Genomic DNA, 25,793 nt, shown 5'->3' with positions numbered 1-25,793 from the left:
AGAAATATCCAGCAATTCGCTATAAGCATCCGCGTCCAAGTTTTTTAATGATACTGTCATCTCAAATTCCGGTTGAAAAGTTATCTGCCAATTTCATTATAAAGTAGCGGTATGCCATCTTATTGATTGTCTTTGCCAATAGCCTCAACTGCACTACTGATATCATCGTCGCTCAGAAACGGAGCCTGCGCGAAAACTAAACCTTGCTCGCCATTAAGCTTCGCAGCCAAATGGCCCTTGCCCAGCAAAAGCTCCGCACCTGGACGATCAAGCGCGATCTTGGAAGTCGCTTCGCTGGCGACCTTCAAAATGAGGCGATTTCCCAGGTTCTCTCGCAGCTGCATGGGCATGACGTCCTTATCTGGCCGCTGCGCCGCGAAGAGCAGATGGATCCCAGCCGCGCGCGCCTTGACGCCCAAGCGCTGGACTGCCGTGCCCACCGCCGCCTTGTAGGCGTCATCCAACATCCAATCAGCGAATTCATCATGCACCAAGAACACCATCGGCAACTTGTCCTCCGCGGCGGCCTTCGCGTTGAACGTCGTCAAATCGCGGGCGCGGGCCGGAGCGAAAGTCCGGTATCGGTTCTCCATCTCCTCAACCAATTCCTTGAGCACTTCGGTCGCTCGCTCCTTCGTGGTGACGATGGGTTCCCGCATGTGGGGCAAATCGTCCAGCGCGGAGTAGTCGACGCCCATTTTCGGATCGATCAACACAATGTGCGCAAGCTCCGTCGGGTTCGTCGCGGCTATGTCGAGCATGATCGCTTGGATCAGGACAGATTTCCCGCTACCTGTGCCCCCCGCCACCAACGAATGGGGCTCGTGGCTGGACAGGCCCGCAAACTCCGAACCCAAATTCAGGTAAAGGATCGATCCGTTGATTTCTTGCAGGCCGAGCACGAACGACGTGTTGATGCCGGCCGCATTTCTGTTGAGGACGCGGCGGGCCCACAAATCCCATAGCGAGACAGACTTCCGCTTTTCCGCGGCGATCGTGACGACGATCTCTCCGGGCTTGGGCTGCACCGTCACAAGTTCGATCGCATGGGTGGTCAACAATTGCGTTCTCTTGGCTTCGACATCCTCGACCCGCAACTTGTCCGAACCTGCCAGCCTGACCAAACAGCCATTTGGCGTCAGGCGGGTGCCCAGCACCGTGGCTTGCATGCCGTAGCTGTTAAGCGCGGCCTTAAGTTTGCGGGTAGATTCGTCGGCCCATGCCTCTCTTTCGTCGACCGCGCCGGCCTGGGCCGCAGCTCTCTCAGTCACGAGACGGCCGAAATGAGTGCTATCAAAAGCTGTCGAGGTGTTAGCGTTCTCCTTGTCGAGGCGCTGACCTGGTTGAAGTTGGGGTTGAAGCGCTGACAGGTCGGCAGGATCGGGTTGGCGAGACGCGAACGGCTGATCAGAAACGTCTTTGCCGCCTGCGATGGCCGATTCCGTGGTGTCATCCACACTTTGCTGCCCAATTTCGTCACCCCCCGCCAGCTGCTCCATCGTGGCGGTCCAGGCGACGCGGTTGGCAGGCGGTCGCGTCGCCGCGGTCGCCCATGGCTCCTCAGGACCAAGCTTCGATCGAACGGATGCCGGATTGCCCTTGCGCGAATAAATCTCGACCAGCGAGCGCAGTTCGGTCCGATCGAAAACTTCTTGCCACGCCTGGATTCCTTCGGTTGAATCGACGAGCACCTGTTCGGACGCCGACCGTGACATCCCAGCGTCAGCGGTATGCACGAACACGTGCGAATAGCCCCTCAGAGAAATCTTCGCCGCCCCATCCTTCAGGCTTGACCGCGCCCGTTCGAGCAGCCCTGAGGAGCCCGGCGGGATGTTCGCATCGATAAGCATGTCGGCCAACCTCGAAAGCCATACGTCCCGATCCAAGCGGCCCGGATCACCGAAGAGGGCGGCGCGAAAGGTCGACAACGTCGCCATAAGCTGCGCCTTGGACGATTTCCGAGCTTCGGCGACCCCGGCGGCGCCGACATACTTGCACTCCACGACCGCCACGTGGAGATGGGGGCCATCGTCCCGCTCCTCCACGCAGAGGCCGAGAATGTCGGCAATGCGGTTTTCCTTCTGCGCGAGCCAGCCCGCGTAATCGTCGAGTAGGAAAAAGACGCTGAACGACTGGCGCGATTTCGCCACGATGCCTTTGAATTCGTGTTCGAGCATGTATCGACTCAGCACCAAGCCGACCATCTCTCCGGCGGACACTCCGCGCTTTGCCGCCCGAAGCACGATGTCGCCGGACACCGACAGGGCATCCTTCTTCATGCGCGAGGCCACCGCATCGTATTCCTGCGGCGTGAACGCCAGCCCAAGTTCGGTGAGCCTTCGGCGCGCGAGCACGCCAAGAAGGCGCAGTTCCGACGTCGAGCTGACGATCATGTTTCGGCCATTCGTGGATGACCTGCGGTAGCGAACAACCGTGACCCCATTCGCCTGCAGCTGCCGCTTGTCGAGCAGCTCGTCGTAGGTCGCCACCCACTCCGCCAAAGCATGGGCGTCGGTCATCGTTCCGCTTAGCGCCTCGTTTTGAAGCGAAATTTGGCGGGCAGGCAAAAACAGGGCGCCTGCCGGAGGGTCGGTCTGTCGAATCACCGATGCGACTGCCGAGACATACGCCCATCCCGACGCGGTCTGCCTCGGGCAGGTCAGAAAAGTCGTCGATTTGAGCTCATTCTCGCCGGACACGCTGCGGTAGGACCATCTCGACGGGGCATGTTCCAAGCTTGGACGCTCATTGGTCCACTCCACATTAATCCATTCGACGCGCGCCGTTCGCGACACCACGTCATGGAGGAAAGCCACATCGAACGCCCGGAAACCATCGTCCGCGGCGATCGGAGTGACCGACGACGGCGAAACCGATATCCGTAGCTTTGAAATGAAATTGTCCGAAGTCTCGCTGACGATGGGCAAATCGGGGTCGTCGCCGGATTTGGTTACAAGCTCCGCGTAGACCCGGCGGAGCTTGGCCGGGTCGCGGTGTCGAACCGATATGCTGCATTGGAAACCCGTCTCCGCCTGCATATTCGAAAGCTCTCTCACTACAGCCAACGGCAGCTCCGCAGCGTCGGCGTTATAAAGCAGGACGCTTAGATTGCTCGCCTCGTGCGGCTGCAATCCGATATAGCGTTCGAGCAGCTCGCGCACCTGCTTGGCCGCCGCCGCTGGATCGACGTCGGTCATCGCCTCGCCCCCTCCGCGCACCGGCTCTTCAAAAAGACTGTAACCGTTGACGGTGCTGCATTCAGTGAGAAGGAGCGGGGAGCCTCCGCGTTGGGCAACGGCGATCTCAGGATAGAAGGGATGGGCAAGCTCCTCGGAGAACTCGCGGAAGAATATGCCACGATCTCCAAAGAGGACGTTTCGGCCTCCGAGAATATGCGTGACCAGTCCAGCGACGCGACGCGTCTTGACCGCCAACGCCTTCATCCGCTCGGGATGCCACGGCGGGATGATGAGGCACGGCTGCTCGCCGAGCACTGTCACGGTCCCGATCGTAAGCACGGCGGCGACTAGCTTGGAGCGACATACGTCGCCCCGCGCATGGGTCGCCAAGGTTCGCAGAAGCGCGGCGAACGACTCGGCTTGCCTGAGCACGGCCTCGCCATGAAGTCCGACGCCAATGAAATCGTCGAACGCCTTGATGTAGTCGTCCTCGAACGCATCCCACGCGGCCCTGATCTCCGTCTTCTGATCCGCGGTGATCCGGTCCTCGGCAGCAAGTTCGTTGATGCTTTGCTTGATTTGATGGCGGAGGTTGCCAAGCTTCGCCACCTGCGGCACGAGCGACCCAGCATCGCGAGAATAGGTGGCCTCCAAGGTCGAAGTGTCCAAGAGTGAAACGCTTTGGACGCCCCCCTTCTTGCTGACCACGCGACGCGGAACCTCTGAACGACCAACCGATCCTTTTTCCTTGAGCCGCAGCATATCTTCGACCAACGATAGGCCAATGGAATCTGGGCGGTAGTTCCAAACGAGCTGAGTCTTGTCCAGGATTATTTCGCGTTCGCCTGGACACTCGACCAAGGCCACTTCGAATTTTATTTGTGTCGCAGCTTTGGCAAGCGAAGCGCACGGCTTGATCTTCCCTTGCAGTTCCAATTCGCGGGCAAAGAACGCCGGATATTGAAACAAGGGATCGGGCAGATTGGCGTTCCGCATCCGCTCGACTTTCCAGTCGACCTTGGCGCCCATGAGCTCCTTGATGCCGCGATACATAGAGGAGAAATAGGCTCCTACGTCATGATTGAATCGCTCTCGCCACTCCTTGCGCCCCTTCGTGACCGTGAAGCGCAGGATCCGCTCTTTTCCAGTGTCCCCTGCTCCCGAGACTAGCCGGTAGGCGACATCGGTAAATCCATCGAGGAAGTCATGGCATTCAAGCGCCTTGCCGAAGATGGCCTTCTCCCAACGGCCATGGAGGGACTTGTCCTGCTCCAAATAGCGACGGTGAAGCTCAAAGAAAGCCTCGTCATCGTCTTCGACCCAATCGGTGCGGCGTTCGCGAGCGCGCAGCTCATCCAAATGTTTGCGCCAACGCGCGTCGAGAACGTCGTCGTCGGCGCATTGGTGGTCGAAGAAATGCAATGTGGCGTCGGCCAAGCCACGCTGTTGAACACGGGGCTTGTCGAATATGAGGTGGACTCCGTCTCGCTCCCATTCGAGCAGCGCGATGGCGTTCGAGGTTCGTTCGTCCACTCCAAACGGAGCGTCGATGAACGCCTCCAAAGCAACGCGGACGCTGGCGTCAATCACATCCGTATTTTCTGTCAGCCTCTGATGCATTTCCTCCGGATCCAATGGCTGGCCGTTCGGTCGCAGCCGAGCCAAAAGCGGAGCGCGGTTCGCGAAGAGCTTGTCGAACGCCTTCTTCCAAGGTCCGACAGCCGGGCCAAAGGTTTTTGCGTTTGAGAAGAAAGACGTGTCGCGGGGGAGGCCAACGCATGGCAGCGCCCAGCCCAAAGCATCCCTCACGGCGAGGCCTTGGACAGTCGAACCTTCGCTAACCATCGAGCAAAAGTCCGCGAGTTGGTCCAGCGACAAGTCCGACGTCGAAATCAAACCCTTGAGGGCCGCCTTGAAAACCCCACGATCGTCAGGCGTCGGCGTCATCGCCGCGGCATGGCACGTCGCAGTGACCCATGCGCTTTCATTGGCCCGAAACTCTTTGGCGCCGAGCGCAGTCACATGGCCCAACGTGTCCGCAAGGTTGTGTTCATTGCCATTGGCGGTCAACAGAGCTTCTTTGTCGGTCCCGGCATTCCGGACGGCCCCGGCGTTCATGGACGTCAACGCTTCTTCGGGCAATCCTTGGCCTTCGACCAAAGACGCAGGGATGCGAAGGTCTATCCGCGCCAACAACGAAGGATTCGCCAGAATTTCGCGAGCGACCGAAGCAATCTGCGCCGACGAGAGTTTGTCGAGCCTGAAAAGTGCTGCCGTGTCAAAGAGTCGGCCGTCTGCTTGCCGCGAGTTGGACAGCCGCTCGGCGAGGATATCGGCGCCAACGCGTCCAATGATGCGATCGGCCAGCATTATTCATCCCCCTGGGAGCTAAATGGATTTTCAACAAAAGAGCATGAGTCGGAGAGTCGGCGGACCAACCCAAGGCCGACCAGGCGGGTCTCTAGATTTCTGCGGTTGTCGCTGAGAGCGTCTTGATCTACCCGTTTTTCCAACACGAGCCGTGCCCCTTCGACGTCGCCAATCACGATGCCATATCGCCGCTTTGCTTCGCTGAGAAATTCGTCGAACTGCATGCGAGTTTCTACGATCGTGACCACCAGCGTTTTAAGCAGTCGATCGTTCGGCGCGTAGCGGTTTCTTCGCGACAGCCGCCGCGAGCTCAATCCGATGGATTTCGACCACGTCGCATGGATCTTTCCGACGTGCTGCTCATGGCGGGACTCGGCCTTCTCGACCAGCTTCGCCACGAGCTCGTCCCCCCTAAGGTTCAAATATTCCTTGTCGTCGTCGTCGTCCGTGGGCCATTGGAACATTTCGCGCATCAAGTCCACGCAGCCAACCTCCAAGCTATTCGACTGCATGGCCGCGTCCCAACGTGGGTCGAGCTTGACGCTCTCGACCTCCGCTCGAATAGCCCTCACTGAAAGCGCTTGATTCGCGTGATAGGAGTCCCCTGACAGCGCCCGGACCTTCGTTCTCTGGGCGACAATCTCACACACCATCTCGACCGGGTCGGCGTCTCCCGCGACCGTCTTCGCGCACTCGAGGAAATAGAGCAGCAAGTTGAGCCCAGCGTTGACGATCAAATGTTCGAGGGCGTCGTAGACGGGCATGTCCCGCGACAGGATGGCGAGCCAATCTTCGCACATCCGGTCGAATCTTGGATGGCTTTCGTAAGGCAGCGGCCCCACTTCGCGAGCCGCATCGACTAGCTGAGCTTCGCCCTGCATCGCCTTCACCAGCCTGTTCATTGTCTTGTTTTGATCGAAGAGTCGTTCGACAAGTTTGGCTCCTAGCTCCGGACCGCGCTTTGCCCGGGAAAGCATCAGATAAAGCAATTCGCCAGTGCGAGCGAAAAATCTTCTGTCGTTGGACGCGCCGCCTTTGGCGTCGATGCGCAAATCTTCATACAAAGCGTCCGGCCCGAAGGGGAACACAAATTTGGAACTCCACCGCTTGTTGCTTCTAGCCTCGAAGGCGGAAGAGCGCAGCAGCTCGATAGCTTTGGCGAAATCGTCAAAGCTGGCGAAAACCGCTCGGAGATAACCCATGTCCTGATCGCCGAGCTTGGTGGAATCGTCCTCGAAGCGATCCATCCACTCGCGCCACTTCTCCTCGTCCGAAATGGGTCGTTCCCGAATGGACTCGACAAACGGATTGTTGAACAAAAGTGCTCGAAGACGTATTTGCCGCTGCGGCCGATAATGAACTTGTTCGCTTGGACTGGCGAGCGGCGCGGCAGTATTCGAGCCGAGCACGCCCAGGAACTCCAGGACCGTCAAGTGCGGCAGCTGCTCGTCGTAAAGCCGGTGCCCCCAAATGTGTTCGTCCACAGCGAAGTCTACATTCTTTATCTTTTTCCTCACGCGGAGATCCTCACGGTGACCGGCCGGGAAAATCCGAGGCCGTGCTGTTCTATCTCGATGAACCGCAGTTTGATCGAATGGTCCTCGATGCCCGCCTCGTCGTCTTCTCCAGCAGGACGCATGTCGAGGATCACCTCCGCCTTCCTGAGCAACTTAGCTTTGAACGCCAGCATGTCTTCCAGGCATTCGTTGGAAAAACTTCCTGGCAATGCGCCTATGGCTACGCGGCAGAGGAACTCGAATCTGATCGGCGACAATGAAAACGAGACGGCATTTCCAACACCCGGGGCCAGGGCGATGTCCAAGCATGCCCGATCAGTCTGCTTGTCAAGCTTGATCATCATGCCCGTCCCGCGGTCGCGTTTGGCGGGGACCTCAGTGTCGCATAGCACGCTCACCCGCGACTGAGTAAATCCTCCGGAGCTGGCCACGAAAATGTTGTCCGTATTCTCGATCAGCAATCCCGTCATGACGCGGTTGAGTCCTCGGACCAATCGCGAGCGGACGCTGTCGCTAATGGGCTTGCGTTCTGCCAACGCCGCGATGGTGTCTAAATAGTCCCCTCCGAACCTAAACGCGGTCATGCCCCAATACGGATAGGCCGCCTCGCCATCAGGCAGGGTGAAGAACAGTCGACGTCGCTGCGATACCAAGCGCTCCATGAACTCATCGGTCTCGCTCTCCAACCTCGCAGTCTCCTCGCCTTCCAAATAACGCTCGAGAGCGGACAAGAAGCCAGGGGTGGCGCCGTAGACCTGATCGCTGCCGACAAGGCGCGCGAAAGATTCAGCGAGCTTTCCATCATCGTGTCCGTAGACGAGCAGTCCGTCGGCGCGGCTTGTGGACTCCTCTCCGATGCCGAAGGAAGCCAACGCTTTGAAGACAGGTCTTTCCATGGCCCTTCGCGCAGGCAAATTCGCACCGAACACGTTCCCATAGAGCGACGCCTGCTCGACTGAACCGTCCGCTTGTATCTTGGGAATGTCGGCGCAAGCCATGAGACCCTCTTTGGCCAGCGGATGGCCGAGAATCATATTGGAGGTCAGAGCCAGCAAGTCGCGGACTGGCAAATGCCATCCATTTAGCCGAGCGATATCCACCAAGTCCCCCAAGCGGCGAACAAACGCCACCTCCCCGCCGCCGCCCAGCAAACGGCGACGATTCTCGAAAATGGGGCAAACCCTCCCATCCGCTTGCAGAGAGCACGATGAACAGTTCTTCCACTCGCTGTGCTCCGATACGGCACGGACGACCTCAACCAAAGAATCACGATGGCCGATTCGACTCAGGTCGAACAGCGCCAGGCGCCCAGGTGGGTTTCCTCCGCTCAAGAAGGCGTCCTGCAATGGCTTCCTGAGCGGATGTTCGCGCCCTTGCCTGTGGCCGAGGTCGCGCAGCCGTTCGAGCATTTGGCCATGGTTTGCTGCGATCACCATGAACTTGGAATCGTCGCCTTCCAACGCGCACCGCTCCAGCATCATCAATACTTCATCGCTCTGCTCGTCGCGCAATTCGCTCAGGTCTTTGACAAAAACCGCCACGCGGCCGTCAGGCAACGTCAATTCCTTCACCAAGTTCGCGTCTGCCCAAGCCTTCGGTGCCCCGCCAACCGCCGCCCATAATCCGCGACAATGGTAGGTCTTTCCATCTCCAGCAGTGCCTGCAATTAGCAGTCCTCCCCGCGCGCCGGATTGAACGTGGGCGACAATCTTATCGAGCTGCGGGCTTGACAGGGTAATTGGCGCGACCTTCGCCCGATTGAGAGCGCCGGTGATGTATTCGTCGAACAAGTTCAAATTGTTCGGCGTCGGTCCGTAGGAGCGCAAGAAACGAACCCATGCGCTCGCGGGCGGCGCAAAGCCTGGGTCAACAGAAGCTAAGCCATTCATTTCCATCTATTCCTCAAAGATTGAAACCACACGTCATGTCGAGAAGCGCGCTTGTGCGGTGCGCGAATGCAAAATGCATAGCGGGCGCCCGTGACCGGTGCGAAGCTGCAACTCCAGCGAAAATAGGGGGATCGAAGTCCCCCAGCATAGCGACGCGGTCATGGATGGTAGTTCGCAACTAAGTGTTTCGTCAACCTGTTGAAACACTGTGACAATTGGTGAAAATTTAGACTCGAAATAAAAGCCGGCCGAGAATTAAAGCCGAGACGTGGAAGCACTTGAGTTCGCATTTGAGAATGCTTCGCCCCCTGTGTCAGGATAGATGTCGCGTCACTTGAATCACTTTAATCATACCGGGGGCGGAGCAAAGAAATGCAGTGAATCGCTACTCAGCAGAACGCAAAGAAGCCATTTTACGGCGAATGATGCCCCCGGAGAACAAGCCGGTTTCGGAATTGGCGAAAGAGAATGGGATCTCGGAACAGACACTTTATACTTGGCGACGAAATTTGAAATCGCAGGGAGTGCCAGTGCCGGGAAATGGAAAGAACGCCGTGGAGTGGTCGTCGGCCGATAAGTTTGGGGTGGTGCTTGAAACGGCACGCATGAATGAAGCGGAGCTTGCGGAATACTGCCGCAGCAAAGGCCTATTCGTCGAGCAGGTTGCCGACTGGCGCGAGGTTTGCCTACAGGCCAATGCGGCGCCTGGAGAGCTCAAACGGGAATTTCGCGAGCAAAGCAAGAGCGACCGTAAGCAGATCAAGCAGTTGCAGAAGGATTTACAGCGCAAGGAGAAAGCACTGGCCGAAGCGGCTGCGCTGATCATTCTCAGAAAAAAAGCCCAGGCGATCTGGGGGGAGCCCGAGGACGACTGATCGGCACCCCAGATCGCCAGTTGGTGATTGCATTGGTTGAAGAGGCCGTGGAGGCCAAGTGCCGGCGTCGAAGTGCTTGCGAGACCCTTGGAATCAGCCAGCGCACGTATCAGCGCTGGTTGCGGGAGGACGGTGGCAACTTGGCCGATGGACGCAAAGGCAGTCGACGTGTGGCACCAGCAAACAAATTGAGCGAAGACGAACGCCAGCAAATTCTCCTCGTTGCCAACAGCGCTGAATTTGCCAGCAGCCCGCCAAGCCAGATCGTGCCAACGCTGGCTGACCGTGGCGAGTACCTGGCATCAGAATCGACAGTCTACCGAATCTTAAAGGCCGAGAAGCAGCAGCACCACCGGGGACGTGCCAAGAAGCCCAGCACCAGGGTCGTAACGAGCCACTGCGCGACCGAAGCGAACCGGCTGTGGGCATGGGATATCACATGGTTGCCGGCTGGCGTGAAGGGCATGTATTTTTACTGGTACATGGTGCTCGACGTCTACAGGGCACCTCGAATAACCCGTGATTTCGCGGTTGCCTGCGAACGGGGTGTTTGAATGTGGCCCGCATTGCGCGAGCGACGTTGTTTCCCGACCTCTTTTTCAGGCTACGTTGCTCAAATTCGGCGGCCCGAACGGACCTCGGGCGTTAGAACGCCTCGATACCTGCCTCCTTCAAGTAGACGAGGCGCTGCAAGTTGTAGGCAGCGACCTTCCAGTTCAGGTGCAGCGTGGCGCGCGCCAGGCCAATGGAGCGCAACGCCTTGCCGCCCATCTGGGCCATGCCCGCGAACACGTGTTCGACGCGTGCGCGTGTCTTGGCGATGCGATGGTTGCGGCGCTGCTGGGCATCGGAAATCGGCTTGTCCTTGCTACCTTTGCGCTGGATGTGCATGCGCCAGCCCTGCTTGTTCAACCGCGCTTCGCGCTCGCCGTCGACGTAACCCTTGTCGGCCAGGATGTTGCGATTCGTGTTGGAGGGATCGAGCACCTCCTCGAAATGCGTGGTGTCATGTTCGCTGGCCGTGCTGACCTTGATCTTGCGCACCAGCTTGTAGCGTTTGTCGGCGTTGACCGAGACCTTATAGCCGAAGTAGGACTTGCCGTGTTTCTTCGTCCAGCGCGCTTGCGTATCCTTCTGACGCCGCTTGGCCGGCTTCCAGCCGGCCGGTATCGCGCCTTGCATGACCAGGGTTTTCTCTTCCTTGTTCAGCGACTGTTTCGGCGCCTGCACAATGCTCGCGTCGATCATCTGCCCGCCGCGCGCAATGTAGCCGTGCTGGGACAGTTGGCGATTGACCGCATCGAATACGCTCTCGCTGGCGCCGGCCTGGATCAAGCGCTCCTTGAAAGTCCAGATCGTCGTCCGATCCGGGATCTGACTACTCGCGCGCAAGCCGGCAAAGCGCTGGAAGCTCAAGCGATCGAGCAGCTGGAATTCCATCTGCTCATCGCTCAAGTTGAACAGCTGTTGGATCAACAGTACGCGCACCATCAATTCGGTGGGGAAAGGCGGACGGCCGCCGCGCTCGCGGCTAGTGTCCTGAGTTAGAAATTCGCAGACAAAATCGCTCGATGCTTGCCAAGATAGTGTCTACTGATTTTGTCCAGATAAATGGCTTCGGTTCGGCGTTGTTTATCTTGAGGTAGGCGCGAATTGCATCCTCCAATTGGCGAGTTGAGCGATGGGTTCCACGACGAATCTGTTTGTCTGTAAGGGTAGCGAACCAGCGCTCAACCTGATTTAGGGAAGCGCTGATCTATTGACGATTCTGGCTGGCGGTGCAAAGTTTTTGATGCCGCGTTTCTGACGAGCCGCATCGGCGATATCTACACAGTTGAGGCGGCCAATTCTTCCGTTTCAAGGGCGTTTTTCTCGCCCTTTCATTGTCAGGACGGAGTTCGGGTTTCCGAGACCGTAAATTGCCGGCCCGCGAGTATCAAGTTCGCGAAGCCGAACAGGGTGAACAGTTGGGCAGTGTTTTTCTTCAAGCCGCGGTAGCGCGCTTTCCGATGACGAAAGAGGTTCTTGACGACATGGAACGGATGCTCAACTTTGGCCCGCACGCTTGCCTTCAAGTGCTCCAGCTTTTCCGTCATGCGGCCGAGTTTGTTGGCAGGCAGCGCCTTGCGTTTGGTTCTCTTCATTGCGACGTGCCAAGTCACTTTCGTTTCAAGATTCTCTTCGCGTTTTTCAACGCCCTGGTATCCCGCATCGCCCAGTACCGCCACTTCATCGCCGTGCAGCAATGCATGTGCCTGCGTCACATCAGCCACATTGGCGGCAGTGGCCACCACCGTGTGTACCAGTCCCGACTTCGCGTCAACACCAATATGCGCTTTGAGCCCGAAGTGCCAGTCGTTCCCCTTCTTCGTCTGGTGCATTTCGGGATCACGTTTTTTGTCCTTGTTCTTGGTCGATGGCGGCGCCGCTATCAGCGTGGCGTCCACAATCGTGCCTTCGCGCATCATCAAACCCTGGGCCGCCAAATGCCCGTTGATCGTTTCGAAGATCTTGCGTGTGAGCTCGTTCTTCTCCAGCAAGCGGCGAAATTTCAACAGCGTCGTGGCGTCCGGCGCCTGCTCGCGACTGAGGTCGATACCGACGAAGCCACGAATCGCCTGGCTGTCATAGACCGCGTCCTCGATCCCCTCATCGGACAAACCGAAGCACTGCTGGACCACGTACATCCGCAACATGCGCGCCAAGCCGATCGGCGGGCGGCCAGCACCTACAACCTTGGGATAGAACGGTTCGATCAGCGCATGCAACTGCGACCATGGCGTCACACTGTCTATCTTTGCCAGGAACACGTCACGACGTGTCAACTTCTTCTTGGCGGCGTATTCGAGATCGGAAAAACTCTTCTGCATGATCGATTGAGCGGTCGTGGAGGCGCTGTTATTGTCTCAGGTATCGCCCGAGCCCGGCATGGTGTTGGATGAATAAATCAGTGCTTCCTTAGCCACGAGGCGGAGGTTGGAGTGAAATGGACGTGAAAGCGCGGGTGGCGTGCAAACCAGTTCCGGATAGTTGGGGTCTTGTGCGTGCCGTAGTTATCCATCACGAGGTGTATGTCCAGATCGGTTGGAACCGAGGCCTCGATTGTACGCAGGAATTTTAGAAACTCACTGCTGCGATGCCGACGGTGCAACTGACCGATAACTTTGCCGGTAGCGATGTCCAGCGCGGCGAATAGCGTGGTTGTGCCATGCCGTTCGTAATCGTGGGTCCGTCGCTCTGCTACGCCAGGGGCGAGTGGAAGAATTGGCTGAGTTCTGTCGAGTGCCTGAATCTGGCTTTTCTCATCAACGCACAGCACCATGGCCTTGACCGGCGGATCGATGTAGAGACCTACGATATCACGCGTTTTCTCGACGAACAGCGGGTCGGTCGATAGCTTGAAAGTTTCTTGACGATGTGGCTGTAAGCCGAATGCACGCCAGATCCGGCTTACTGCCGTCTGTGACAGCTTCGCCTCTTTTGCCATGGTGCGCGTGCTCCAGTGCGTAGCACTCATCGGTTGGGTTTCCAACGTCTTGGCAATCACAGCATCGACACGGGCATCATCGATTGTGCGCGGGGCACCGGATCGAGGCGCATCAAGCAATCCATCGAGCCTCAACTGCAAAAAACGTCCGCGCCATTTGCATACGGTCTGCTTCGCGATGGCGAGTTGTGCTGCCACAGCCTTGTTTTCGGAACCGTCGGAACATGCCAGAATGATCCGGGAGCGCAGAGCCAATGCCTGCGCTGTCTTGCGCCGCCTGGCCCAAACCTCCAACTGCTCACGTTCGGACTCATCTAAAACCAACGCTGCCTTCGGACGACCAGCCCCCATGTTCGCCTCCATATCGTATTCACTACATACAATATAGATCATAGAAGAAATTATTCAATGAACTTTTAACTCGGGACACTAGGGCGTGGTGCCGCAAGGTCGACCTCGGCAGCCAGGGCGGCGAAGTCGACATGCCGCTCCATCACCACCAGTGCATCGCCGAGCTTGTTCAGCTTGGCTTCGCGCTCTTGGTCAGCAAACAGACTGGTCTTGATCATGAAAAATTACGTCAGAGTCGAGGCACCGATATCATGCCAGATTCACGAGGGTTTTTCGAGGTGCCCTTTAGGGTACCTCGAAAAACTACCCCGCCCATGGCATGATGGCGAACCAGCGATTCTGAATTTTTCCTCATGATCAAAACCAGTCTGTTTGCCGACCAGGAGCGCGAAGCCAAGCTGAACAAGCTGGGCGATGCGCTGCGGGTGATGGAGCAGCACGTCGACTTCGCCGCGTTAGCGGATGAAGTGGACCGTGCAGCGCCGCGCCCCAGCCGCGAGCGCGGCGGCCGCCCCCCGTTCCCGACCGAACTGATGGTTCGCGTCTTGCTGATCCAGCAGTTGTTCAACCTGAGCGACGAGCAGATGGAATTCCAGTTGCTCGACCGCTTGAGCTTCCAGCGCTTTGTGGGGCTGCGCTCGAGTAGCCAGATACCGGACCGGACGACGATCTGGACCTTCAAGGAACGCCTGATCCAGGCAGGCGCCAGCGAAAGCATCTTCGAAGCCGTGAACCGGCAACTGAGCAAACACGGTTACATCGCGCGCGGCGGGCAAATGGTCGACGCGAGCATCGTGCAGGCGCCGAAACAGTCGCTGAGTAAGAATGAGAAGGCGCTGGTGAAGGAAAACGCCATGCCCATCGAATGGAAACCTGCCAAACGCCGTCAGAAGGACATGGACGCGCGCTGGACCAAGAAGCACGGCAAGTCCTACTTCGGCTACAAGGTCTCGGCCAACGCCGACAAGCGCTACAAGCTGGTGCGCAAGATCAAGGTGAGCACGGCCAGCGAGCACGACACGCTGCACTTTGAAGAGGTGCTCGATCCGGCCAACACGAACCGCAACATCCTGGCCGACAAGGGCTACGTCGACGGAGAGCGTGAAGAGCGGCTGAGCAAACAGGGCTGGCGCATGCACATCCAGCGCAAAGGAAGCAAGGACAAGCCGATCTCGGCAGCCCAGGAGCGGCGCAACAAGCGCATCGCCAAGACCCGCGCCCGCATCGAGCATGTGTTTGCCGGTATGGCGCAATTGGGCGGCAAGGCGCTGCGCACCATCGGTCTGGCGCGCGCGACGCTGCAGCTCAATTGGAAAGTCGCCGCATACAATCTGCGGCGTCTGGTCTACTTGAAGGAGGCCAGGGTCGAGGCGTTCTGACGCCCGCAGTCCGTCCGGACTACGCAAAATGAGGTTGAGTGCCGATAAAACCGGCGGGAAGCGGCTCGGCCTTGTATCAAAATCCGAGCCTGCTGGCATCGCGACCGGCATTCACGCGGAATTTACCGGTAATTCGAGGTTCCCTTTAGTTGAAATGTCTTCATACGTCACCCCATACCGTGGTGCAGGATCGTCCGAAACAACACGTTTCAAGACAAACCGGCGATAATCTTTTAAAAATGTCGGATCCTTAAGACCAGGCTGCTCGACGATGCCCATATATCTATATCGCTTTCCATCATTTGTGTCGATCGCATCGACATAGCGATAGCCAACATGTGGGAGAGCATTGGGGACAGGATGGTCTGGTTTACGATAATTAAGCTCATAAAATCCTCGCAGGAAACTGCGAATGTAGGCGTCTCCCGTAAAATCACTGCCATACGGATCGTCTAACGCGTATTGATTGGAAAAATTTAGTTTTTGTGGACGTAGCTTTAGCAAAAATATCCCTTCCACATTTTCAACCCGCTTCTTTATAATTTCGCCAGCGCCAAGACAACGTTGCGCGAACATTTTCTTCGCCACATCCTCGTCGCCTCTGCGCCCCTCACTCCCGCGTCCCGCTTCATGCTTGAGATCGGCGATCTCGCGACTTGACCCGCAACCATTAACTAGGCACGAAACAATTATTACAGCGCCAAATCCAAGCAATCTATACATTTCCATTTTATTAACTCCTAAATAAAATTTGAATGTCCAGCATGCCGGCTTTCAGCGCAGCCAGGCCAAACAAATACAATAAATATTATCGAAATCCCAATTATACCAAATCTTATTCTCATTATTTTAAATATCTGCTACTTAGTAAGAATATCAACTATAAAATGGATAGTTTATTAATTTACAACAGTCAACTTTCTTGGCGCACTTAATTTTCACTAACACCACGGCGCATTAAATATTCTAGTGTTTCAATATCACAGGTTTCAATGGTTACCCCCCATCTTAATATTTTTCGCTTTCAAATTAGGACGAAGAACTTTTTCAACAAAAACCGCTGTTTGATTTGGCTGACTACCAAATGCCGGCGAACTACCAAAACTAGGACATGCGTTACTAGTTGCCCACAGCCAAGGAGCGCGCCCGCCTGATATATCTCCTTGAGCAGAATCGTAAAAATAACCAATTCGCTCCGCTATTACCTCGTTCTTTTCCAGATCAATAACCTTCAACGAACTCCCCGCAATCCAATAATCGCGATCCTCCTTAGTAGATATATCATCATAAGTAACCCCGTAACGAGGTGCAGGACTATTCGCCAATGACTTAGAATGGACGAAAATTTTGTGCCCTGGCAAAAACCCTTTTTTTGTTAACGCTGGTTCTTCAATTCGCCCGGTATAGCGGTAACGTTTCCCGTCCGTTGCATCTACCGCATCGACAAATGCATATGCAATGTGCGGAGGAAAATCAGGCGGAAGAACTTTCGGAAGCGTTACTTCGGTCGTGTAGGCGCCGCGAAGAAAACTGCGAATATAGGTCTCGCCCCCGTGATCTCGCCCATAGGGGTCGTCATACGTATATTGTTCAGAGGTGACTGTTCAGCGCCTATGCAGTTGGCTGGATGGGATTACCGGCGAATGCTCGCTGTAGCACTTCCAGCATACCGTGACCCTGCTTGCGCAGCGTATCAAGGCAGGAGCGAATGACACAGAAATTGTCGGCGCCTTCGACGGTGCGGAAGCAGCCCGAAACCTTCTGTTTTACCTTGGGCATGCGCACGGCCCGTTCGGCCACGTTGTTGGTGAACGGTACGGCGAGATCGCGAATGAACAACAGGACGGCGTCAGCATGTTTGCGGAAGCGCCGGAGTAGATTGCAGGCGACCGATTGCTTGGCGCGGCCGCCCTTCCAGATGGGAAGTTCGATCTCGGGATGCAGTGCTTCCCCTTCAACGACGATGGCGTCATAAAGTGTCGTGAATGCAGCGATGTCGGTTTCGCTGAAGCGCTTTCCGGAGCGCCGTGCAGCCCAACATAGCTGATTGGCGCTGAGCAGGAAATCCGTCATCGTCTGGGGCCACTGATGTCCCGTGAGTTCCTTCACGTACAGCAGTTCGCGCAGCAAATGCGCGTTGCACAAGGCGTGTGTGGCATCGTCCAGTTTCCAGTACGGCGACCAGCAGTCGTGCACCAGTACGCCCGAGCGATGGGGCAAGATGGCATGCGCGGTGATCGCCTCCATGCCACGCTTGGCGTGCAAGCCGTACCAAGTAAGCGTGTCGTTGGCCGCGATATGAAGCCAGTGCAGTTGACCAGCCACACGCAGGCCTGATTCATCGGCGTTGACCAGCGCGGCGTCGCGCAAATACTGCGCGATCAGATCTGCCGTGCCTTGCAATGCCAGGCGCGCTTCGCCTACCCAGGCCACCAGCGTGCCGGGTGAAATAGCGAGACCATACACGTCACGAATCAGCTCGGCGGCGCGAGCAAACGGTAGCATCTGGCCCTGCGTGAGGTGGACCGCCAACGCGCGCACGTTGGGGCCGTATTGCACCGGCTCGGTCACGTTAGCCGGGAATGCGCTGCTGTGCAGTTGTCCACACTGGCAGCGCACGGATAGCGTGCGGTGTTCCACGATGTCGAACGCAACGACAGGCACATCGAATACCTGACGGCGTTCTTGGACTACGGCATCGTACAGCGGCAATGCATGCTGACAGCGGTTGCAGTGTTCTGGCAGCGGATGACCGGTGTGGCTGGTCGGCTGCAAGGCCTGCTTGAGTGTGCTGCCCTTGCGGCCAGCCTGGCCGCCGGGCAGTTTGCCCGACGACTCGCGCAAGGAACTGGTCTTCTTGGTCAGTCCATCCGACGAGGGTGGCTTGCTGGAATTGTTGCTGTTCTTGTTGACCTTCGATTCGAGCGCCTCCAAGCGGGCCAGTAACGTCAGAATGAGGATGTCCTTCTGTTCGTGGGACAGGCAGGTCAGGTCGGGAGAAGGAGGTTTCGTTGCCATCCGAGCATGATGAACGTGATCGGAATTGTTTACAACAAATATCTGGCGTTCATAGGGACTGAACAGTCACGTTCAGAGCGGTTAATTTTTTCAGGACGCACTTTGAGAAGGTAGACTCCTTCTATATTTTCTACAGTCCTATGGATAAACTCTCCAGCCGTTTTGCATCGCGCCTCAAATCTAACAGTTGCCGGATCCAATCGATCTTTCGTCAAAGACTGCTCTGAAGCGCAACCTGCGAAAAACGTGGGAATTAACAGCGAGACAATCAATCTTAAAGCATAATTTTTCATATCGATTTCCATTAAATTATTCATACGAGTCATGTCACTTTACATCCCAATAAATGCAATATCCGCTCTGTACGTGAATGGCCTTTCGGCATATCTTCATTGTCAGTAGTATAGTTTCTATTTTTAAAAAAATGGCTCTACTACTTTCGCGCCCTGCTCCACCGCGAAAAATTCCACGTTCATTGACGGGGGCGAAGAACTTTTTCAACAAAAATCGCAGCTTGGTCCAATTGGGCTGTAAAAGCATGTTCGGACCCGAAACTGGGGCAAGAATTATTTGCCGCCCAAAGCCATGGAACCCGGCCACCAATTTTAGAACCCTGGCCAGAATCAAATAGATAACCAATCCGCTCTGCTATCACCTCATTTGTTTGCAAATCAATTACCTTGAGAGAACTTCCCGCAACCCAATGTTCACGCTCAAACCGAGTCGAAATGTCATCATATGTAACACCATATCGTGGCGCAGGGCCGGTAGCCAACGACCGTTCAAATACGAAGCGCTTATAGCCTTTTAAATAGCTCTTATCTTTAAGCCACGGCTCCTCAATCTTCCCGGTATATCGATATCGCCTTCCATCCACCGGATCGATGGCATCAGCAAACGCGTAAGCAATATGGGGCGGAAAATCCGCCGGCAATTTCTCCGGCAGGTTGTTTTCAACTGCATATGCGCCATGAAGAAAACTTCGCACATAGATATCTCCGCGAAAATCTCGCCCATAAGGATCATGAAGCTCGAATTGATCGGACAAATCTACCTTCTCAGGTCGGATCTTCAGAACAAATACGCCCTCTACATCATCAACGGTTTTATATATTTTCTCTCCAGCCAGTCGACAACGATCCTTAAAAATCGAGGCCGCAGCATCAATATTAGGATGTGATTTTTCGGCCGCGGATTTTGTTGCGCAGCCTGCAACCATTAGAAATGGTGGCAGCAAGAATAATAGCCTTATCAAATTATGCCTCATTAAATTTTTCCTGTGACATAATTTCAGATATTATATTGATGGAATTAATACTTTACCTATAAATATTTCTGCCTGAAGCGCCTGCGAGGCGGAACCATGGCGCGTACCGAAGCTTGGGCATGAATGGCTTGCTGCCTTCATCCAAGGTGACCTTCCGCCAGACATTGCTCCTTGTCCAGGGTCGTACATATAGCCTATCCGTTCAGCAATAAATTCATTCGTTTTTAGATCAATTACTTTAAGCGAGCTTCCAGCGATCCAATGATCGTGGTCTTCTTTAGTTAAAATGTCGTCATATGTAACCCCGAATTACAAGATTTAATGGCCGCGTCGCAAGCTTTAAGTCATTCGTTTTTACCCCCTGATTATTTTGTATTCAGTAGCATCAATAATTTCCAAGAATAAATCCTGCATTCGATCATGCTCATCAAATCTGAATTTAATGTTGACTTTTAATGCTGGGTCGGACCAGTTTGAAGTATCAAATGGAGCGCCAATATTTTTTAATTTCCACTTTCTGACAAAACTACATATTGCATCTCTTGGTACGACGCCTTCAACACAATGACCACCATTTTTTACAAACGTCGCCTCAATTTTATTCCGCTCTTGCTTTGCAAATAAATTACTTGCCAAAAATTCAATTTTTGATTTACTGATCCGACCCACTCCACTTACACCAGAACTATATCCGGGCGTCAAATTTCCATCTCCATAAGAATTTCGCACTAAGTCAGATAAAATGTCATTGCCCATCACGCTAAAATCATCAATCGCTTTCGGAAGGTAACATCCTGCCAATATCGAGGTCATCGATACGATTATCACGCCAATAAAACCTTTTTTTAATCTCGACACGGACATTTTATCGTTACTAATTTTCATTTTTATCCTCCAAAAAACATCAGTTGAACCCAACTCGCTAGATTGCGAATCTCTTCATTATTTAAAAAAAGATTTTGCAATTTTCTTAGAATTTCTCACCACAATTTTTTGGTATAGATATTTCATTTTCAATCTATACCCTACCATAAATATTTCTCAAGCCCACCACTACAGAAATATAAAATGATAAAAATAAAATAGCTGTGACGTGAAACCTCTTACAGAACGATTTGCTTCTTTATTCCTCACCCCTCGATTTCGGTTCGACGTTGCGAGTAGCCGCTTGCCCGTCAATCATCGCTCGTGTGCAGCTTCCGAAACCGCTTTCTGCACCGGCGACAGCAGGTACTCCAACACCGTACGTTGTCCCTGATTGATCTCGACCACCACCTGCATCCCCGGCGTGATATGAAGGCGCTTGCCTTGCGGATCGTTCAGCGCTTGCTGATCCAAGCGGATCCGCGCCTTGTAACTTGCGCTGCCGCTCGCCTGTGCATTACTCCCCCCTCCACCCGCTTCCGCCCGCGCCGGTTCACTGGCATCGGCGCTGATGTGAATGACTGTTCCGCTCAACATGCCATGCCGCTGGAACGGATACGCCGCCAGCTTCACCTTTGCGCTCTGCCCCACCGCGACAAATCCCACATCCTCGTTCTTAATGTTCACATCGGCAAACAGCAGCTCATCTTTCGGCACCAGGGTCAGCACAACAGCGCCAGGCTGAACCACCGCGCCGGCCGTGGTCGTCGCCAGGTCCTTGATCACGCCATCCTGCGGCGCGCGCAGCAACATTTGTCCTTCGCGATAGCTGGTCTTGTCCAGGCTGGGCTGCAATTGCCCAACCTTGGCGCGAATATCCGCCAGTTCGCGCTCCAGTTCGCTCTTGTACGTGCTGTGCAGCTGGCTGAGTTTTTGACGCTGGGCCGTCATCGCCGAATTCAACGCGGCGACCGTCGAGCGCTGTGCATCGAGGTCCTTGCCCTTTTCAATTGCCTCGCGCTCCTTGTCCGCGCTCTGGCGCACAGGCACATAGCCCTCGCGCGACAGGTCGGCCAGACTTTTGGCGGCCGCCTGGTAGGTGGGCAAGGTCTGCTCCAGCTTGGCAAGCGTTTCACCTGCGCTTTTCTTTTCAAACTCCATCTTCTGCAGCACGGCCTTTTCTTGCTCCAGGCTGTCGTTGAAAGCGCTGCGGCGCGCCTGGTACTGGCGCTGTACCTGCGCGAACAACAGCACGTCGTCACCGCCATGCGCCAGCATCGGTTTGCCGGCCAGTTCAGCCTCGATGCGGCGCGCCTGCATTTTCTGGGTACCAAGGTCGCTGCTAACGCCCGTCTTGTCGGCACTGGCCAGGGTCGCATCCAGGCGCGCCAGCACCTGCCCGGCCTTGACCGTGTCGCCTTCACGCACCAGCAGTTCCTTGACCACGCCCGCCTCGGACGGCTGCACGATCTTGACCAAGGTCTGCGGCGCCAGCTTGCCATCGGCGCTGGCGATAATGTCAAGCTTCCCAAAAGCAGCCCATACGATCAGGACCAGCACCAGTACCGACACCGCACGCAGCACCATGCGGCCTGCTGTGCTGGGATCCTGCCGTTCGATGCGGCTGAGGGGGTCGTGCCAGCGCTTGGGTGGACGCAGTGGAATCACTGTTGCCCCGGTTGGGCCGGCGGGGGACGATGGCGTGGCCGCAGCGGCGGACGTTTGACTCGGGTTCATGGTTTTCATCTTCGTTCAGGCGGTGGTAACAGGCGATTCCGCGTTCGGACCAGGGTTGCCGAGCGAGGCCGCAACCGGCGCAAGCACAACGCGCTGCGCGCCCTGCGGACCCAGGCGGTAGACCGCGTCCAGCTGCAAGCCCTTGGGCAGGCCGTGGGTAATGAACAGCATCGTGACCTTGCCGCGCAGGGCGTTGATGGTGCGGGCGAATTGTTCGGCGGTTGGCTGGTCGAGCGCACTGGTCGCTTCGTCGAACACAAGAATGCTCGGCCTCTTGAGCAAGGCGCGCGCAATCGCAATGCGTTGCTTCTGCCCGCCAGACAGGCCCGCACCCCTCTCACCAATCTCGGTCTGATAGCCCTTCGGCAGCGCTTCAATCGCGCTGTGGATTTCCGCCATCTGGCAGGCTGCCGTCACCTGCTCGAAACTGGCATCCGGGCTGGCCATCTGCAGGTTTTCGAAGATCGTTCCCGAGAACAGCACCGTTTCTTGCGGCACAACCCCGAAGTGGCTGCGCAGTTCATTGGCCGACAGATAGCGGATATCGACGCCGTCGATCAGAATGCGCCCGGCGCTCGGCTGGTAAAACCCTTGCAGCAGCTTGGCCAGCGTGCTCTTGCCGCAACCGGAAGCGCCCATGATGCCGATGGTCTGCCCTGGCGGCACCGTCAGCGACAGGTTTTGATACACCAGCGGCAAGTGCTCGGCGTATTTGAAGGCAACCGTGTCGATCTCGATCTTGCCGGCACGCGCATTAGCGCGCGCGGGAACCAGGGAATACGGTTCCACCGGCGCGTTCATCAGGTCGCCCAGACGGTCGACCGACAGGCTGGCTTGCTGAAATTGCTGCCACAGTCCAACCAGGCGCAGCATCGGCTGCGACAGGCGGCCGGAAAACATCTGGAACGCGATCAACATGCCGATCGTAAAATCGGTGCTATTCATCACGGTATGCGCGCCAATACCGAGGATGAGAAGGCTCATCACTTGCTCCAGCAGGTTCGACAAGGTGTTGTAGCCATTCGCCAGTTGCTTGGTCGACAGGCTGGCGTCAAGATAGCTGCCCAGGTAATTGCTGTAGCGTGCGTCGAGTTGCGGTTCCATCTGCAGGGACTTGACCGTTTCCAGCCCGCCGATGTACTCGGTCAGGAAGGCCTGGTTGCGCGCCCCCAGCAGGAATTGCTGTTGCAAACGGTCCTGGAAAATCGGCGCCACAATCATACTCAGCAAAACGATGACTGCCAGAATCGCCAGCACCACCAGGGTCAGGGTGACGCTGTAGTAAAACATGATCGCCACAAAGATCAGCAGGAACGGCAGATCCAGCACCAATGTCACGGCCGCGCTGGAAATGAATTCGCGGATCGTTTCAACGCCCTGCAGGCGCGCGGCGATGACACCGGTGGGCCGGTGCTGGAAATACATCGGCGGCAGCTTGAACAGGCGCCCGAATACGGAGGCGCCCAGGGCGGCATCGACCCGGTTACCGGTATGTAGCACCAAATACTGGCGCATCCACGACAGCGCCGCCGAAAACAGCATGAACACGGCCATGCCGATGGCAATCACGATCAGCGTGCTCTGGCTGTGATGGACAACGACCTTGTCAATGATCGCTTGCGTGAACAGCGGCGTGGCAAGGGCGATCAACTGGATCACCAGTGAGGCAAGCAACACTTCCTGCCACAGTTTTTTGTGTTTCAGCAATTCCGGGACAAACCAGCTAAAGCCGAAACGGCGCGACTGGCGCGCCAGTTCCTCGCTGTCGGGGTCGCTGGCATCCACGTTTTCAGGCGCCACGCGCATGACATTTCCCAGATAGCGCTCGCCAAACTCGGCCAAGGGAACGGTGCGGGGTGCGGCATCGCCGGGCTCTACGATAAGGAGACTACCGCGGTCGGCCTGGAGGACGAGAGCGACGGCGCAAAAGGCCTCAGCCCCAGTACCAGCCGTTTCCTCCCCATCGCGTAAAAACGCGACCAGCGGGAATGACTCCCTGTACAGCTTTGCCGGCTTGACCGAGCCTACGCCAGCCTTGAACCCGAATGACTCCATGGCAGTTGCAAGCGACGCAATCGAGTGCGGTGCGGCCAGTTGTTGCTGGGCTATATCAGGAGAGTATGGTTTTCTGTGAAGGGCACATGTGCTTTGTAAAACCCAGAAGAAAGACGCTTTGGTGATACCGGTGTGTTTCATATTGAACCAAAAACCTGCTGTGGAGGAACCGGACGACGCCCTCTACGACTCGTCTGGAAGGCGGATGAGGAAGGCGCGGGAGGCCGACTGATGACAATCAATCCGTTTCATAAACTAACTAACAATTGCTAAGTAGCATTGTAAACACCGTGCGAGACCTTTAACCTTATATTTAGATTATTATTTTTTACCTGTAGAGTTTTCATAACCACAAGTATTAAATTTCAATACCATTACGAATGTCCCAGAAATCCTTGGCGAAGCCCGATCAATCTCCACCGCAAGACGCTCAGTCATGGCGACGCGGCTCATCCGCTGCCCGTTCGATCGCTTTGCCTCGTCCGCGCGCCGAGGCGGTAAAATGGCGGCCTCACGACGCGGCCGAGAAAACGCCGCGCCTGCACCGGATTGAAAGTAACGATGACCACCACCCCTTCAGAGATCAACGCTGCCGCCGTCAAAAATGGCCCGACGGAAAAGCACACGCCGATGATGCAGCAATACCTGCGTGCTACTTTTAAACAAGCTAAATACTTGGGATTTCACTAAAATGACTCCTACCTATCCCCTTCCGGTCCCCCGTCACACTGAAGGAAATTTACGTAGTGGTCTAGCAACATTGCAAGCAACTATTTGCAGCATCCCTCCTGTTATTATTAAGGAGTCAAGGCGCTAGGCCTCCCAGCGCGCCGTGTCGCTACGGACCGCACAGCAGTTCTTGACAAACGCCGCCCACAAACCGTATAAATTTTGATACACTATACATGCCCACAAAAAAAGCGCTTCCTCCATCACCCGGTTCGTCGTCTGTCACCGTCAACCTCAAGGCTGTCGAGTGGCTTGGACATGAGTCGGCAATGTCATCGCTGCCTATTGACGTCAAGCGTGGAGGCGGATACGCCCTGCATTTTGTTCAAGTTGGTGAAGACCCGCCCAACTGGAGTTCGATGGAGACCATTGGGTCGGGTGCGAAGGAGATACGTCTGCAAGACGCGCAAGGATGGTATCGAATCTTTTACGTGGCGAAGCTGTCTGAAGCAATTTTCATTTTGGGTGTAATAACAAAAAAAACGAACACCACTAGTCAATCAGACATAGACAATGCCAGGCAAAAATACAAAGACGCCGTCAAAAAAAATTCTGATTTGAAGGCCATCAGCGAACAAAAAGCACAGGCGACTACATCTAAATCAAAAAGGGAGAAGAAATGACTACGAGAAAAAGTAAAACTGTCCCGCGCATCGTAGACGGCATTTCCTACAAGGGCCGAAGTGTCCTAGAAGACTTAGGTTTCTCTTCCGAAGAAACTGCTCAGCTCATATCGAAGGCCCAAAAGGAGATTGCTCAGCGAAATGCAATCAAGATGGTTGCGGTGGAAGCTATTAAAGCGGAAATCAAAGCCCGCCACATGAACGTCACGACCGCAGCCGCATTTCTGGAAATTTCTCGTCCAAGACTTTCAAATATCACCAATGCCAGATTGGAAAATTTTTCAATCGATACTATGATTGGCCTTTTGACCCAGTTTGGCAAAACGTTCCAAATTGCAATTGTCGATAATGTCGACTCTTTCGCCTCGGACCAGCAGGTTCAAAAGGCCGTCAAGAAGCCTTTTATAAACAGAACCAAACACAACGTCGCTTCGCTTGTTTAGTTTGACGTTC

The 25,793-nt window shown here is 55.6% G+C and carries 16 protein-coding genes and 5 pseudogenes; 5 read left to right on the top strand and 16 right to left on the bottom strand.

The window, feature by feature from the left end:
• Positions 1 to 119: 119 nt before the first annotated feature.
• Genes CR152_RS15925 through CR152_RS15915 form a run of 3 tightly spaced genes read right to left on the bottom strand, consistent with a single transcriptional unit; the run spans position 120 to position 8,961 of the window.
• Positions 120 to 5,549: an FtsK/SpoIIIE domain-containing protein gene (locus CR152_RS15925; RefSeq protein ID WP_099875936.1), complete on the bottom strand. Its 5,430-nt coding sequence runs from the start codon at positions 5,547 to 5,549 to the stop codon at positions 120 to 122.
• Positions 5,549 to 7,066, bottom strand: a complete 1,518-nt coding sequence (locus CR152_RS15920; RefSeq protein WP_099875934.1) for a methylation-associated defense system protein MAD7 family protein — start codon at positions 7,064 to 7,066, stop codon at positions 5,549 to 5,551. The genes CR152_RS15925 and CR152_RS15920 overlap by 1 nt, the downstream gene beginning before the upstream one ends.
• A complete protein-coding gene (locus CR152_RS15915) occupies positions 7,063 to 8,961 on the bottom strand; it encodes a hypothetical protein (protein WP_229413418.1) in 1,899 nt (632 codons plus the stop codon). Before CR152_RS15915 ends, CR152_RS15920 begins: the two co-directional genes overlap by 4 nt.
• Before the next feature lie 371 nt (positions 8,962 to 9,332).
• Here CR152_RS15915 and CR152_RS34665 point away from each other — a divergent pair.
• Positions 9,333 to 10,330, top strand: a pseudogene (locus CR152_RS34665) (transposase); the annotation flags it as partial.
• A 145-nt stretch (positions 10,331 to 10,475) separates the two neighbouring features.
• Here the strand turns inward: CR152_RS34665 and CR152_RS15900 are convergent.
• The 5 genes and pseudogenes from CR152_RS15900 to CR152_RS15880 form a co-directional block, all read right to left on the bottom strand.
• Positions 10,476 to 11,354: pseudogene (locus CR152_RS15900) on the bottom strand (IS5 family transposase); the annotation flags it as partial.
• Between the two features lie 7 nt (positions 11,355 to 11,361).
• Positions 11,362 to 11,574 (bottom strand): annotated as a pseudogene (locus CR152_RS34200) (IS630 family transposase); the annotation flags it as partial.
• Positions 11,575 to 11,716: 142 nt separating this feature from the next.
• Positions 11,717 to 12,700: an IS5 family transposase gene (locus tag CR152_RS15890; RefSeq protein ID WP_099874165.1), complete on the bottom strand. Its 984-nt coding sequence runs from the start codon at positions 12,698 to 12,700 to the stop codon at positions 11,717 to 11,719.
• A gap of 83 nt (positions 12,701 to 12,783) precedes the next feature.
• Positions 12,784 to 13,680: pseudogene (locus tag CR152_RS15885) on the bottom strand (IS630 family transposase); the annotation flags it as partial.
• A gap of 71 nt (positions 13,681 to 13,751) precedes the next feature.
• A pseudogene (locus tag CR152_RS15880) lies at positions 13,752 to 13,886 on the bottom strand (IS5/IS1182 family transposase); the annotation flags it as partial.
• A 135-nt stretch (positions 13,887 to 14,021) separates the two neighbouring features.
• Between CR152_RS15880 and CR152_RS15875 the strand changes: the two are divergent.
• Entirely contained in the window at positions 14,022 to 15,047 is a 1,026-nt protein-coding gene (locus CR152_RS15875; protein ID WP_099875924.1) for an IS5 family transposase, read from the top strand.
• Between the two features lie 111 nt (positions 15,048 to 15,158).
• Here the strand turns inward: CR152_RS15875 and CR152_RS33000 are convergent, their stop codons facing one another.
• The 8 genes from CR152_RS33000 to CR152_RS15850 form a co-directional block, all read right to left on the bottom strand.
• Positions 15,159 to 15,776, bottom strand: coding sequence for a hypothetical protein (locus tag CR152_RS33000; RefSeq protein ID WP_157778525.1), 618 nt, complete (start codon positions 15,774 to 15,776; stop codon positions 15,159 to 15,161).
• Positions 15,777 to 16,036: 260 nt separating this feature from the next.
• A complete protein-coding gene (locus CR152_RS32995; RefSeq protein WP_157778524.1) occupies positions 16,037 to 16,282 on the bottom strand; it encodes a hypothetical protein in 246 nt (81 codons plus the stop codon).
• A gap of 376 nt (positions 16,283 to 16,658) precedes the next feature.
• Positions 16,659 to 18,065, bottom strand: a complete 1,407-nt coding sequence (gene tnpC / locus CR152_RS15865) for an IS66 family transposase (protein WP_099875919.1) — start codon at positions 18,063 to 18,065, stop codon at positions 16,659 to 16,661.
• A 29-nt stretch (positions 18,066 to 18,094) separates the two neighbouring features.
• On the bottom strand, positions 18,095 to 18,370 hold the full coding sequence (locus tag CR152_RS32990; protein ID WP_157778523.1) for a hypothetical protein: 276 nt from the start codon (positions 18,368 to 18,370) through the stop codon (positions 18,095 to 18,097).
• Between the two features lie 167 nt (positions 18,371 to 18,537).
• Positions 18,538 to 19,332, bottom strand: a complete 795-nt coding sequence (locus CR152_RS32985; protein WP_157778522.1) for a hypothetical protein — start codon at positions 19,330 to 19,332, stop codon at positions 18,538 to 18,540.
• A gap of 354 nt (positions 19,333 to 19,686) precedes the next feature.
• Positions 19,687 to 20,217 (bottom strand): hypothetical protein, encoded by a 531-nt coding sequence (locus tag CR152_RS32980; protein ID WP_157778521.1) that lies wholly within the window; start codon positions 20,215 to 20,217, stop codon positions 19,687 to 19,689.
• Between the two features lie 294 nt (positions 20,218 to 20,511).
• Positions 20,512 to 21,933: an HlyD family type I secretion periplasmic adaptor subunit gene (locus CR152_RS15855; protein WP_229413417.1), complete on the bottom strand. Its 1,422-nt coding sequence runs from the start codon at positions 21,931 to 21,933 to the stop codon at positions 20,512 to 20,514.
• Between the two features lie 15 nt (positions 21,934 to 21,948).
• Positions 21,949 to 23,739: a peptidase domain-containing ABC transporter gene (locus CR152_RS15850; protein ID WP_307718579.1), complete on the bottom strand. Its 1,791-nt coding sequence runs from the start codon at positions 23,737 to 23,739 to the stop codon at positions 21,949 to 21,951.
• An 810-nt stretch (positions 23,740 to 24,549) separates the two neighbouring features.
• Between CR152_RS15850 and CR152_RS34660 the strand changes: the two genes are divergently transcribed.
• The 3 genes from CR152_RS34660 (at position 24,550) to CR152_RS15840 (ending at position 25,783) form a co-directional block, all read left to right on the top strand.
• Positions 24,550 to 24,678 (top strand): hypothetical protein, encoded by a 129-nt coding sequence (locus CR152_RS34660; RefSeq protein ID WP_267876241.1) that lies wholly within the window; start codon positions 24,550 to 24,552, stop codon positions 24,676 to 24,678.
• Between the two features lie 215 nt (positions 24,679 to 24,893).
• Positions 24,894 to 25,340 (top strand): type II toxin-antitoxin system RelE/ParE family toxin, encoded by a 447-nt coding sequence (locus CR152_RS15845; protein ID WP_099875910.1) that lies wholly within the window; start codon positions 24,894 to 24,896, stop codon positions 25,338 to 25,340.
• A complete protein-coding gene (locus CR152_RS15840) occupies positions 25,337 to 25,783 on the top strand; it encodes a helix-turn-helix domain-containing protein (protein WP_099875908.1) in 447 nt (148 codons plus the stop codon). The genes CR152_RS15845 and CR152_RS15840 overlap by 4 nt, the downstream gene beginning before the upstream one ends.
• Positions 25,784 to 25,793 lie beyond the last annotated feature (10 nt).

It is taken from the genome of Massilia violaceinigra (genome assembly GCF_002752675.1).
GTDB lineage: Bacteria > Pseudomonadota > Gammaproteobacteria > Burkholderiales > Burkholderiaceae_D > Telluria_A > Telluria_A violaceinigra.
Note: the sequence above shows the minus strand (reverse complement) of the source record. Positions and strands in the feature narration are given on the sequence as shown.

Excerpts from the sequence above, each read along its gene's own strand:
- CR152_RS15925 (WP_099875936.1), bottom strand. The coding sequence starts at position 5,549 with ATGCTGGCCGATCGCATCATTGGACGCGTTGGCGCCGATATCCTCGCC.
- CR152_RS15915 (WP_229413418.1), bottom strand. The coding sequence starts at position 8,961 with ATGGAAATGAATGGCTTAGCTTCTGTTGACCCAGGCTTTGCGCCGCCC.
- CR152_RS15890 (WP_099874165.1), bottom strand. The coding sequence starts at position 12,700 with ATGCAGAAGAGTTTTTCCGATCTCGAATACGCCGCCAAGAAGAAGTTG.
- CR152_RS15875 (WP_099875924.1), top strand. The coding sequence starts at position 14,022 with ATGATCAAAACCAGTCTGTTTGCCGACCAGGAGCGCGAAGCCAAGCTG.
- CR152_RS33000 (WP_157778525.1), bottom strand. The coding sequence starts at position 15,776 with ATGGAAATGTATAGATTGCTTGGATTTGGCGCTGTAATAATTGTTTCG.
- tnpC (WP_099875919.1), bottom strand. The coding sequence starts at position 18,065 with ATGGCAACGAAACCTCCTTCTCCCGACCTGACCTGCCTGTCCCACGAA.
- CR152_RS32990 (WP_157778523.1), bottom strand. The coding sequence starts at position 18,370 with ATGGAAATCGATATGAAAAATTATGCTTTAAGATTGATTGTCTCGCTG.
- CR152_RS32985 (WP_157778522.1), bottom strand. The coding sequence starts at position 19,332 with ATGAGGCATAATTTGATAAGGCTATTATTCTTGCTGCCACCATTTCTA.
- CR152_RS32980 (WP_157778521.1), bottom strand. The coding sequence starts at position 20,217 with ATGAAAATTAGTAACGATAAAATGTCCGTGTCGAGATTAAAAAAAGGT.
- CR152_RS15855 (WP_229413417.1), bottom strand. The coding sequence starts at position 21,933 with ATGAACCCGAGTCAAACGTCCGCCGCTGCGGCCACGCCATCGTCCCCC.
- CR152_RS15850 (WP_307718579.1), bottom strand. The coding sequence starts at position 23,739 with ATGCGCGTGGCGCCTGAAAACGTGGATGCCAGCGACCCCGACAGCGAG.
- CR152_RS34660 (WP_267876241.1), top strand. The coding sequence starts at position 24,550 with ATGACCACCACCCCTTCAGAGATCAACGCTGCCGCCGTCAAAAATGGC.
- CR152_RS15845 (WP_099875910.1), top strand. The coding sequence starts at position 24,894 with ATGCCCACAAAAAAAGCGCTTCCTCCATCACCCGGTTCGTCGTCTGTC.
- CR152_RS15840 (WP_099875908.1), top strand. The coding sequence starts at position 25,337 with ATGACTACGAGAAAAAGTAAAACTGTCCCGCGCATCGTAGACGGCATT.